Origin of the sequence: Bacillus sp. es.034, from assembly GCF_002563655.1 — a bacterium.
Taxonomy (GTDB): Bacteria; Bacillota; Bacilli; order Bacillales; family Bacillaceae_B; genus Rossellomorea.
In genome coordinates, this window is record NZ_PDIY01000001.1 from 500725 (window position 1) to 513336 (window position 12612).

Below are 12612 nucleotides of genomic sequence, written 5' to 3' on the forward strand. Positions count from 1 at the left end.
AGACTCGACCCCGAGCGATACCTTACTTCTAACTAAAGCATTCCATTTGCTTCCTTTCCTCCATTTGATTACCTTTAAATAGAGTACATAAATGGAGAGGGTTTTCACAATGCATCCAATTCTACTAGCCTTCCTAGCAGGGGTTATAGGCGGCGGGCTGTTCACGCTCCTGCATCTTCCCCTGTCCTGGCTTCTCGGTTCCATGGTTTCTGTCTTTCTCATTAACAAATGGACAAAGTTTGAGCTGGCCTGGCCGTCTTATCTCCGGGATCTTGGATTGATCATCGTCGGCTATGCCATCGGGCAATCGTTCAGTCAGAAAACGATGATTGAAATCTTCACTCAGCTTCCTTCCATGCTGACGATGACGGTTGCGATCATTGCCTTTAGTATGGTCCTTGCTTACATCACGTCCAAAATGACGGGAATCGGTTTGTCTTCGACGATTACCGGCAGTATACCTGGTGGGCTTTCACAAATGGTGGCTCTCGGGGAGGAAATGAAGAATATTGATTTAACCGTCGTGACGATCCTTCAGGTCATCCGGCTGCTGTCTGTCATTTTCGTAGTACCGTTCCTCGTGTTCAGTCCCCTTTTAGCTGGAGGAGGAACGGGTTCAGGTCCTGCCGCCCGTCCGTTTGAGATTCCTTCTTTTCACTGGGGGTTTGTCCTTTTTTTCATGATTGCCATTGCAGCAGGCTTCCTGTCTAGAAGAATCCACCTGCCCACCCCGACCTTACTTGGCCCGATCCTGGTGATTGGCGGTTTCATGGTGGCTGAATGGCCGGTCCCGCATATGCCCGGATTGTTCATTATCCTGGCTCAATTATCACTGGGTATTTATTTTAGTTTCATGATGAATTTCTCGTCATCCAAATCGATGGGCAAGTTTATCTTATGGTCGTTATTTACTTCCCTGTGCCTGCTTTTAGGTTGTGTGGGACTAAGCTTTTTATTAAGCCGCTGGCATGATGTGTCTTTTTTGACGGCGTTCATTAGCATGGCTCCCGGGGGTATGGCAGAGATGGCGCTGGTCGGACAAGCCGTCAACGCAGATCTTTCCATCATTACCGGATACCATTTATTCCGGATTTTATTTATTCTGTTCATCATCCCAGCGATGTTAAAAGGGCTTTTTAAACTCTCGATTTTTCAAAAAGGCCATCACGATTAGAAAAGCTTATTTTTAATGGATGAAAATAGGCTTTTCTTTTGCTTTGGCTTCGATTTTGCTTCCATCACTTTCTCACTTTTTTTCTGCACATAAATCTCTTCCTGATCAATGGCATGATCATAGGCGAGTACGAGTCCGATATCCGTTTCGATTTCCTTATTGGTGACCATGGAGAACGACACATGATACGTATCGGCAAGCTTGATGTATTTAGATAAAAAGGTGTAGCTCATGTTACCATTCAATAAAAGTTTGGCATCAGGATGCTTTTTCAAATGATTCTGAACTTCCTTGTATATCTCCTTTTCCCTCACCTGACTTTGGGTAAGGGCAATGACGATCCGCTCTCTCAGGGTCCCCAGAAACTTCCTTCTTTCATCAGGCTTGGTTTGCTTTTGCCCATATATTCCATTTTCCAAATAATCATCTATGGTTGGCTTACTCAAAAACACTGCACCTCCAAAACGTCTTATTACAGTTTCTCCTACACTATATGTTTACATGTGTTCATTTGGTTCTGTCCCATTTTCTCTTATGGGAATGCTTTCAGGCAACTAAAAGGGTCCACTCTGAAATGTGAGCGGACCCTTTGCCATTTATATAAATAAAGATTGTAAAATCGCCTTCTGGACATGCAATCGATTCTCCGCCTGTTGAAATACGGCGGAACATGGACCGTCGATGACGGCTGCAGTGACTTCTTCTTCCCGGTGTGCCGGGAGACAGTGGAGGAATATCACATCGGGGGAAGCATGACTCAACAGCTCTTCGTTCACTTGATATCCTTTAAAATCCTGGAGGCGCTTGAACGCTTCCTCTTCCTGCCCCATACTGGCCCACACGTCTGTGTAGACGACATCAGCACCCTTTACCGCTTCAATCGGGTCATGCGTGAGCGTAAAGCACCCTCCGCTATTCAAGGCCAGATCCACCGTTTTCCCTATGATCTCTTCCTTCGGTTCATACCCTTCAGGACAGGAAACGACGACCTCCATCCCAAGCATGGCACAGAGGATCATGAAGGAGTGGGCCACGTTATTGCCATCCCCGATATAGACGACCTTCACCCCATTCAACGTCCCCTTGGATTCCAGGATCGTCAGGACATCAGCCAACGCCTGGCATGGATGATACGTATCGCAAAGTCCGTTGATGACGGGGACACTTGCGAACTCTGCCAACTGTGTCACCTTCTCCGTCTCGAATGTGCGGATCATGATCCCGTCCACATAAGACGACAGGACGCGTGCCGTATCCGCAATCGACTCCCCTCTCCCAAGCTGGATATCGCGGGAATTCAAATAGATGGCGTGACCTCCCAATTGGAGCATTCCCGCTTCAAATGACACCCGTGTTCTCGTGGAGGACTTTTCAAAAATCATTCCAAGAGTCTTTCCTTCGAGGCTCTTTGAATAAGGATTTCCCTTTAAGTACTGAGCCAACGATAAGAGTTCATGGACCTCTTCCGCCGTGTAATCGAGCCACGTGACCAGATCTCTTCCTGTTAACGATATTTTCTCCTGCGACGGTGCAATGGTTGAATGATTCATACTCGGCTCACTCCCTGTATGGATTTTGAATGAACTAAAGGCTTCGTTTGAACGTGTGCGTTTTTGCTTCGCATAAAGGCTTGCAAGGTTTCTATTTCGGTTATAACGGTGACACCTGCTTCCAAAGCAGCGATTCTTCTCTTCTTCATCGTGTCCGTTTCCTCATTATTGAAGTAGACACATGCATGATCGGTTTTGATCCATTCACTGAATGATGGTTCTTGAGCCGTTTGATATTGCTTAGCCTGCTCACAATCGACGTACATGGTTCCCCCTGCTTCCACTCCCCCATGCAGCTCTTCAAATACTTTGTATAGAGCTTCTTCAACGGTTTCACCGAGACAAAGTCCCTCTCCCGTCGACTTCATATTCGCTCCGAGGACCTGATCGATCTCCGGCAGGGCATGGGATGAGAACACGGGATACTTCACCCCGACTCCTTTTATCACAGAAGGAGGGTCAAAAGCATCGATGGTCAAACGCTCACCGCATAGTAGATCTGTGGCCATATCGATCAACGGAAAGCCAAGGACCTTACTGACGATCGGTACGGTGCGGCTTGCCCGGGGGTTGACTTCTAATACATATACCTCCCCACCCTGCAGCAGGAATTGAATATTCATGATCCCTTTATACTGAAGCGCGGATACGATTTTACGGGCATACTCTTCAATCGTCTCCTTGATTTCCCCCGAGAGGGATTCTGACGGGAAGATGGACATGCTGTCCCCCGAGTGGACACCCGCCCTTTCAATATGCTCCATCACTCCGGGAACATAGGCGTCCTTCCCGTCCCCTACAAGATCGATCTCCACTTCCCGGCCTTCTTTGAATTCATCTACTAATATAGGAAAATATTCTTCATCTGCGGTTTGAATGAAGCGCTGCATTTCTTCAAGACTCTTCACTTTTACCATCCCTTTGCCGCCGATGACATAGGAAGGGCGGCATAGAAGTGGGAAGGCCAGATTTCCGGCAACATGCATCGCTTCTTCTTTACTGTGGCAGATGTCCCCTTTCACACGGGGGATCCCACACCCATCAAGCAGTTGATAAAAACGCTCCCGATCTTCAACCGTATCAATGATATCCGAAGACGTTCCGAGCAGTGTGATTCCCTCCCCTTCTAACATACCGGCAAGGTTCAACGCCGTTTGTCCGCCAAATTGAATCAGTACGGTATCGACCTTCTCATGCTTGATGATGGAAAGGACCGCTTCTTTCGTAATCGGTTCAAAGTATAATCTGTCCGCTGTTTCATAATCAGTACTCACGGTCTCAGGATTATTGTTCACCATGATCGTGGTGTACCCGTGGTCTTTCAAGCGCTGGATCGCCTTGACCGCGCTGTAGTCGAATTCGACTCCCTGACCGATCCGGATCGGTCCCGCCCCGATGATCAGGACTTTCTTCTCTCCGGGTAAAGGCAGAATTTCATTTACACCATGATAAGTTGAATAGGCGTAGTTCGTGATGGCTTCAAATTCCCCGGCGCACGTATCGACCATTTTGAATACCGGGACGATTCCTTCTTTCAATCTTAAATCGGTGATCGACGCTTCAGTCATTCCCGTTAGTCCGGCAATGGCTTTGTCCTCAAACCTGAACTCCTTCGCTTCTTTCAATAGCTTTACACTAAATGAAGAGGTACTGAGCTTATGTTCCATATAAACAAGATTGCTCATCACCGACAGGAACAGCTTATCGATCCCCGTCATTTCGTGAAGGGAATCGATTGATCGTCCTCCTCTTAACAACTCCATCAGTTCAAAGAATCGTGAATCCGTCGGCGTAACAACCTTCTTCTCCAATTCTTCCAATGTCAGATCTGACATTCCCCTATACAGGTTCTCCAGGGAAAGGTCCAACGATTGAAGTGCCTTTTGAAACGCCGCCTCTAATGAGCGCTCGATCGCCATCACTTCTCCCGTTGCTTTCATCTTCGTGCCGAGGACCCTGTTCGCTTCAGGAAATTTATCGAACGGCCATCTCGGGAATTTTACCACCACGTAATCAAGGGCAGGTTCAAAGCTTGCATAGGTGGTCCTGGTCAGGGGATTGATGATTTCATCCAATGTGTAGCCGACGGCAATCTTCACCGCGACTTTGGCGATGGGATAGCCCGTTGCCTTGGATGCCAGAGCCGATGACCTGCTCACCCGGGGATTCACTTCAATGACATAGTATTGATTGCTGTTAGGGTCTAAAGCAAATTGTATATTGCATCCTCCCACTACTTCTAATGCGCTCACGATCTCAAAGGCGGCCGTACGGAGCATATGAAACTCCCGGTCTGTCAACGTCTGGGACGGGGCCACGACGATGGAATCACCCGTATGGACCCCTACCGGATCGAAGTTTTCCATATTGCAGACTGATATACAATTTCCTTTCGAATCTCTCATCACTTCATACTCGATTTCCTTGAAACCGGCGATGCTTTTTTCCACAAGTATTTGATGGATCGGACTCGCTTTCAAACCGGAAAGAACGAGTTTTTTGTATTCCTCCATACAAGAAGCGATCCCGCCGCCTCTTCCGCCTAACGTATAAGCAGGGCGGACGATGATTGGAAGGGCAATCTCTTCAGAAAAAACCAGGGCCTCTTCCAGGTCATGGACGATGCTGCTTTCCGCCGTCGGGTGACCCAGTTCCTCCATTAATGAACGGAACTTTTCTCTGTCCTCCCCTTTTTGAATCGAATCAACGGATGTGCCCAGCAGTTTCACACCGTACTTCTCAAGCACCCCTTTCTCATGAAGCCCGACGGCCAGATTCAAGGCGGTCTGCCCACCGAGACTTGCTACCACCCCATGTGGGCGTTCTTTTTCAATGATTTCAGTCAGGGTCTTTACGGTCAGTGGTTCACAATACACTGTGTCGGCATACGCCGTATCCGTCATGATCGTGGCCGGATTGTGATTCACAAGGACCACTTCATAGCCCTCTTCTTTCAGGGCAAGACACCCTTGCGTACCGGAATAATCGAATTCAGCCGCCTGCCCGATGATGATGGGTCCCGATCCGATGATCAGGATTTTTTGAATACTGGAATCTTTAGGCATACACTTTCTCTCTCCCCGGTTGTTTAATTGATTGATAGAATTGCTGGAATATCCACGAAGCGTCTTCAGGTCCAGGACGTGCTTCGGGATGGAATTGAACGGAAAGGATCGGCTTACTATGATGCTGAAGCCCTTCAAGGGAACCATCATTGACGTTCATAAATCGCGGTTCAAGCCCTGTCCCGAATAAACTATCTTTCTTCACAACATAATTATGGTTTTGCGATGTGATGAACACCTCACCCGTATTGTTGTCCATGACCGGGTGATTCGCCCCTCTGTGCCCGAATAACAATCGTTCCGTTTCCCCTCCCAGTGCAAGGGCGATCAATTGATGACCCAGGCAGATTCCAAGCGTCGGCATTTGCAGGATTTTCTCTTTCAGCTGTGGTAAGAACCTCATCATTTCCTTCGGGTCTCCAGGGCCGTTGGATAATACCAGTCCATCGACATCCAGCTGGTCCAAATGCGCCAGTTGGTGATAGGGGATGACCGTCACAAGACAATCCATTTTCAATAAGCTTGATACGATCGATTTCTTCACACCGAAATCGATGACGGCGATATGCTTGCTTCCGCTTCCCATTTGAAAGATTTCTGAAGCAGCGACTTTTTCGATTTGACCGGTGAGTGTTTCTTCCTCAGGCAGAGCTTCTGTATATGAAATGCATGCATTTTGACTTCCCTCATGACGGATCTCTTTCACAACCTGTCTCGTATCCACCCCTGTCATAAAAGGAATCTTCCATTTCAGAAGATAGTCCTTAAGGGACGAAGCAGCTTGATAATGGGAGAATGATTGGGCTGAACCAAGCATGACGACCCCTTTCACCTGAGGCTCCCCGCTTTCGAAATCATTCTCGTTCACACCGTACTGGCCGATGAGGGGGTAGGTGAAAACGACGATCTGATCCTTATAGGAAGGGTCTGTCAGCACTTCCTGATACCCTGTCATTCCTGTAAAGAACACAATCTCACCCTGAACGGGATCCTCTTCATCCATCATGACTTTCCCTGTAAAGGTGCTCCCGTTTTGCAAACATAGGTACCCTTTCATGTGTTGACCTCCTTTTATGAATAAATAATTATATTTAAGTATTTTTGTATTTTTATACATTTACCATTAAAAAATTTAGCAGACTTCCGCTGATTGATGTTGCTTGATTGTACGGACCAAAATGTGAAGGGCCTGATCGAGTTCAGCTCGGGTGACGGTCAATGGTGGTAATAACCGGATTACATGAGCTCCTGCCGGAAGGGTCAATAATCCATTATGCCGGAGCTCGGCAATGATATCACTCACTTCCTTATCGAAGGAGATACCGATCATAAAACCGATCCCCTTTACTTCTTGGACAATGTGATATTCCTGGAGCTGAAGGGTCAGTTGTCCCATAAAATACTCCGATTTACGTTGAACATCTTTCAGGAATCCATCTTCGAAAATGGTTTCCATGGTTGCCTTCGCTGCCGACATCGCTAACGGATTCCCTCCGAATGTCGATCCGTGTGTGCCTTGTGAAAAGGATGGGATGAGTTCTTTCTTGCCCATCATGGCCCCCACCGGGAAACCGCTACCGAGTCCTTTGGCAGCCGTGACGATATCCGGATCCAGGAAATAGTGCTGGTAGGCAAATGGCCGTCCCGTCCGTCCCACTCCTGTCTGGACTTCATCAATGATGAGCAGTGCATCTAGTTCACGACACTTCGCTTCAACTGCCTGCAAAAAGGAATGGGTCCCCGGGTTGACTCCCCCTTCCCCCTGAATCACTTCAAGCATGATGCCCGCGACATCCTCACCCTCCACTTCTGAAAGGGTCTCCTCATCGTTATATGGAAGGTATTCAAAGGTCGGAAGCAAGGGACCGAATCCGCTATGGATTTTTTCCTGTCCTGTGGCACTCATCGTTGCGAATGTGCGGCCGTGAAAGGATTGCTTAAAGGTGAGGATTTTCGTTTTGCCTGTATGTTTCTTCGCAAGCTTTATCGCCGCTTCATTTGCTTCCGCTCCGCTATTGCAGAAGAAGACGGCATCAAGGCCACTTGCTGAAGCGAGGACTGTGGCAGCCTCTTCCTGTTTAGTAATCGTAAACAGATTCGATACGTGCCAAAGTGTATCCAATTGCCTCTCCACGGCTTTTTTTACAACAGAAGGGGAATGCCCTAAGTTACAAACGGCGATTCCTGAAATGAAATCCAAATAGGATGTACCATTATGATCCTGGACCTCCGTACCTTTTCCCGAGACCAATTCAATGTCTAACCGATTATACGTTGGGAATACATGACTCATATCGCTTGAACCCCTTTTCCTTCTGTAATCCGGGTGCCGATCATTTCCCCATCCTGGATGATGGAATCCCGGCATCCGACAATCATCACTTCATTAATATGTTTGTTTAGAACTGATAGAGCCGCCTGCACCTTAGGGATCATTCCACCGTAGATCACACCGGTTTCTATATAATGTTGAATGACTTCGATTGTTACACGTGAAACAAGTTCACCGTCTTTCAAGATCCCGGGTACATCGGTGACAAATACCAGTTTCTCAGCCTTCAGTGCTTGGGCGACGGCCGCTGCAGCAAGGTCGGCATTCACATTCACCCTTTCTCCTTCACCTGTGGTTGCAAGAGGGGCAATCACCGGCAAGTAATTTAATGATAGTAGATTGTGCAGCAGCGTGAGATTGACCTCTTCAATTTTCCCTACAAACCCAAGAGACTCTTGATCTATGAAACTCGCCTCGAGCAATTGAGCATCGTACCCGCATAACCCGACAGCTTTTACCCCATCCCGATTGAGTCGGTGGACCAATGCGCTGTTCACCTTCCCCTTCAGCATTTGTTCGGCAATATTGAAAACATCCTTCGTGGTCTTTCGCTGGCCGTTGATGAACGTGGACTGTATTCCTAGCTCCTTAAGTGTTGCCGTAATCTCAGGCCCCCCGCCGTGAACGAGAATCACATGGTAGTGATTCTGAAGATCTTTTATGCTTTTATAGAAAAGGGGCGACAGCTTGGAAATGATACTCCCACCGAGTTTCACTACAATCACAGGCTTATGTTCGGTAACTTGCATTGATTTTGACGTAATCATACGTAAGATCGCACCCCCAGGCTTTTCCGAATTCTTTTCCACTCTGCAGTGATACAGAGATGCTCACAAGTTCAGCTTGCATGTACCCGCTGACTTCCTGTTCGTTGAACGGTTGAGGAGTCCCATTTGAAAAAACGAGGGTGTCCCCGATGTGGATCTCACATTGATGGGGGCTAATGTCGACCCCACTGTGCCCCATCGCCCCGACGATCCTTCCCCAGTTCGGATCCCCACCGAAGAGGGCCGTCTTCACCAGATTGGAACCGACGATTTTTTTTGCCAAAACATTGGCCTCCTGCTTGGAGCGGGCTCCCGTCACATTCACTTCCACCAGTTTCGTTGCGCCTTCCCCATCCCTTGCGATTTGTTTCGCCAGATCCTCACATAAAAGCGTCAATCCTTTTTGAAAGCGAGTCCAGTCAGGATGATTCTCATGAAGGGCTTCATGTTCCACCATGCCATTTGCCAGACTGATGACCATATCGTTGGTGGATGTTTCCCCGTCCACGGTGATTTGATTAAAGGATTGATCGATGGCGGTTTTAAGCGCAGTCTGCAGTACGTCCGATGATATGGTGGCGTCGGTTGTAATAAAGCCGAGCATCGTCGCCATATTGGGGTGGATCATCCCCGAGCCTTTCGCACAGCCTCCGATGGTGACGGTTTTCCCGTCGATCATTACCTGATAGCACGAGGACTTCTCGATGGTATCCGTGGTGAGGATGGCCTGTTGGAAAGACTGTGCACTTTCCGGGTCCGCATCGACCTGGATTTTACTGCAGCCCTTTTTCATCTTATCCATAGGCAGCCATTCTCCGATGACACCTGTGGATGCAACAGCGACGTACTCTTCGGGAATCTCGAACCGTTCGGCCGCCCATTCCCTCGTTTGATACGCATCCCTCACCCCTTGTTCACCTGTACACGCATTTGCAATGGCACTATTTACGACAATTGCTTGTAGTGTATGAGATTGGGAGATGCTTTCCTGTGTGACTTTGAGGGGAGCCGCTTGAAAATGGCTTTGCGTATAAACCGCCCCACATTGTGCAGGTTTCTCGCTGTAAATGACACCAAAATCTTTTTTGGCGTATCTCAGGCCGGTATGCATACCGCCAGCCTTATATCCAAGAGGTGACAGAATCGTTCCTCCCTTGATCGGTTTCACTGTTTCTTCTTTTACCAGTTTCATTGATTCTCCCCCTCTTATGGATAAATTGGATAGTGATGAAGACCGGTCGTTTCGTCCAACCCAAGCATCACGTTCATATTTTGCACCGCCTGACCTGCCGCTCCCTTTACCAAATTATCGATCACTGATACGATCGTGACCCGGTTCGTTCGTGGATCTGCTTTAATGGATAGGTCACAGAAATTCGTGCCGAATACTTCTTTGGTGCTCGGGAACTGCCCGACCGGACGAATCCTGACGAATGGATGCTTTTCATAAAAGCTTTGATAGCGGATATGTAACTGCTCAGTGGTGCAGGTGTCCTTCAAGTCGGCGTACATCGTCACCATGATCCCCCTGGTCATGGGAATGAGATGGGTTGTGAATGTGATCGGGCACGCTTCACTGCTCCATTCCTTCAACTGTTGTTCAATTTCTGGTGTGTGCTGGTGCTGATGGACTTTATAGATTCGTAGATTTTCCTGAGTCTCGGAAAAATGACTGGATTGACTCGCTTTCCTGCCCGCCCCGGATAAACCGGTTTTGGCATCGATGATCAAGGAGTGAGTGTCTATAAGATCCTGCTGAAAGAGGGGAGCCAGCCCCAGCAGGGTCGCTGTCGGAAAGCAGCCGGGGTTGGCAATCAGGTCCGCTTCCCGGATGGCGTGTCGATTGATTTCAGTCAGTCCATAGACGGCTTTCCCGAGAACATCCTGCGGAGCGGATTCTCCTTTATACCATTCTTCATATTCACCCGGATCCTTTAAACGCAGGTCGCCTGAAAGGTCGATCACTTTCGCCTTACTTCCCATGAGCTTCTGAGCAAGTTCCTTTGAAACGCCGGAAGGCACCGCGAGAAATACGAAATCAAGCTGTTGCATCTCTTCGATCATGATCGGCTTCACTCTTTCTTGGGAAAGACAGGATAAATGCGGATACTGCTCCGCATATGAACTCCCTTCCAGAGAAGATGAATACAAAATACACCCATTCACATTCGGATGATTCGACAACAGACGATACAACTCCACACCACCATACCCAGTACTACCAACTATACCAACATCCAATACCTCTCACCCCACACAATAAATTTAAATTAGGTCTAATTATATGAGTGTATATTAATAAAATCAATAGTATATTTATAAATTTTTATATAAAGTTACTTTATTCACATATTCACTCCGATAGTACTAGAAACATATAAAGGTCCGTCCCTCGAAATGCGTGAGGGACGGACCTTCATGTGTATTTTAATAGTATTTTAGAATTGTGCGGCCTCCGTAGACCCTTTTAGGGCCGTTGTGGAGGATGTTCCACCTGAAATCACCATGGAGACTTCGTCAAAATATCCGGTTCCGACTTCACGCTGATGTCTTGTAGCGGAATATCCATGCTTTTCGCTGGCAAACTCTGCTTCCTGAAGCTGTGAATAGGCAGCCATACCGCGATCTTTGTAGCCCCTCGCAAGCTCGAACATACTGTGGTTCAGTGCGTGGAAGCCCGCAAGTGTGACGAACTGGAATTTATAGCCCATCTTACCGAGCTCCACCTGGAACTTAGCGATCGTTTCATCGTCCAATTTCTTTTTCCAGTTAAAGGACGGGGAACAGTTATAGGCCAGTAATTTCCCTGGATGTTCAGCATGAATCGCCTCTGCAAACCGGCGAGCCTCTTCAAGACTCGGCTCTGACGTTTCACACCATACAAGATCTGCATAAGGAGCATACGCAAGGCCTCTCGCAATCGCTTGATCGAGGCCGGCGTTTGTGCGGAAGAAGCCTTCAGGCGTTCGATCGCCCGTGATGAACTGGGCATCATACGGATCGACATCGCTCGTGATCAAGTCAGCGGCATTGGCATCCGTACGGGCAACGATCAAGGTCGGCACACCCATTACGTCCGCTGCAAGACGGGCGGAAATAAGATTCTTTACAGAAGTTTGAGTCGGAAGAAGCACCTTACCTCCAAGATGACCGCACTTTTTCTCTGAGGAAAGCTGGTCTTCAAAATGGACCGCTGACGCCCCTGCTTCAATCATTCCTTTCATTAATTCAAACACATTCAGCTGTCCGCCGAATCCCGCTTCTGCATCAGCAACGATCGGTACGAACCAATCAATCGATTCATCCCCTTCTACATAATGAACCTGATCTGCGCGCTGGAGGGCCTGGTTGATCCTCTTTACGACGGATGGGACTGAGTTTGCCGGGTACAGACTTTGATCGGGATACATATGTCCAGATAAGTTGGCATCCGCTGCAACCTGCCATCCGCTTAGATAAATGGCTTTCAGTCCGGCTCTTACCTGTTGGACCGCCTGGTTTCCTGTCAGGGCACCCAGTGCATTGATATAATCCTCCTCATGTAGCAAATTCCATAGTTTCTCGGAACCCCTGCGGGCAATTGTGTGTTCGATATCAATCGATCCTCTTAGTCGAATAACATCTTCCGCCGAGTAAGGACGGTTGATCCCTTTCCATCGTTGATCCATTTCCCAGTTTTCCTGAAGTGCCGTTACACGTTCATTGTTTGCTTTTACCATATTAA

The 12612-nt window shown here is 48.0% G+C and carries 10 protein-coding genes; 1 reads left to right on the forward strand and 9 read right to left on the reverse strand.

Features of this window, described 5'->3' with window-relative positions:
- Positions 1-109 precede the first annotated feature (109 nt).
- On the forward strand, positions 110-1174 hold the full coding sequence (locus tag ATG71_RS02535; protein WP_179886436.1) for an AbrB family transcriptional regulator: 1065 nt from the start codon (positions 110-112) through the stop codon (positions 1172-1174).
- Here ATG71_RS02535 and ATG71_RS02540 read toward each other — a convergent pair.
- From ATG71_RS02540 to aceA, 9 genes are all read right to left on the reverse strand, one after another.
- A complete protein-coding gene (locus ATG71_RS02540) occupies positions 1171-1620 on the reverse strand; it encodes a YueI family protein (protein ID WP_098438373.1) in 450 nt (149 codons plus the stop codon). The two genes, ATG71_RS02535 and ATG71_RS02540, sit on opposite strands and share 4 nt — an antisense overlap.
- Positions 1621-1770: 150 nt before the next feature.
- Positions 1771-2724, reverse strand: coding sequence for an ornithine carbamoyltransferase (gene argF / locus ATG71_RS02545; protein ID WP_098438374.1), 954 nt, complete (start codon positions 2722-2724; stop codon positions 1771-1773).
- Positions 2721-5789 carry a carbamoyl-phosphate synthase (glutamine-hydrolyzing) large subunit gene (locus ATG71_RS02550; protein WP_098438375.1) on the reverse strand — a complete coding sequence of 1023 codons (3069 nt, stop codon included), beginning with the start codon at positions 5787-5789 and terminating at the stop codon, positions 2721-2723. Before ATG71_RS02550 ends, argF begins: the two co-directional genes overlap by 4 nt.
- Positions 5782-6846 (reverse strand): carbamoyl phosphate synthase small subunit, encoded by a 1065-nt coding sequence (locus ATG71_RS02555; RefSeq protein WP_098438376.1) that lies wholly within the window; start codon positions 6844-6846, stop codon positions 5782-5784. Before ATG71_RS02555 ends, ATG71_RS02550 begins: the two co-directional genes overlap by 8 nt.
- A 75-nt stretch (positions 6847-6921) precedes the next feature.
- Complete coding sequence (locus ATG71_RS02560) at positions 6922-8082, reverse strand: acetylornithine transaminase (RefSeq protein WP_098438377.1); 1161 nt, start codon at positions 8080-8082, stop codon at positions 6922-6924.
- Positions 8079-8888, reverse strand: coding sequence for an acetylglutamate kinase (gene argB, locus ATG71_RS02565; RefSeq protein ID WP_286162895.1), 810 nt, complete (start codon positions 8886-8888; stop codon positions 8079-8081). Before argB ends, ATG71_RS02560 begins: the two co-directional genes overlap by 4 nt.
- Complete coding sequence (gene argJ, locus ATG71_RS02570) at positions 8851-10080, reverse strand: bifunctional ornithine acetyltransferase/N-acetylglutamate synthase (protein WP_098438379.1); 1230 nt, start codon at positions 10078-10080, stop codon at positions 8851-8853. The genes argB and argJ overlap by 38 nt, the downstream gene beginning before the upstream one ends.
- 14 nt (positions 10081-10094) lie before the next feature.
- The gene (gene argC / locus ATG71_RS02575; protein WP_098438380.1) at positions 10095-11129 is read right to left on the reverse strand and encodes an N-acetyl-gamma-glutamyl-phosphate reductase; all 1035 of its coding nucleotides are present in this window, start codon (positions 11127-11129) and stop codon (positions 10095-10097) included.
- A 197-nt stretch (positions 11130-11326) separates the two neighbouring features.
- Positions 11327-12607, reverse strand: coding sequence for an isocitrate lyase (aceA, locus tag ATG71_RS02580; RefSeq protein WP_098438381.1), 1281 nt, complete (start codon positions 12605-12607; stop codon positions 11327-11329).
- Positions 12608-12612: the final 5 nt, after the last annotated feature.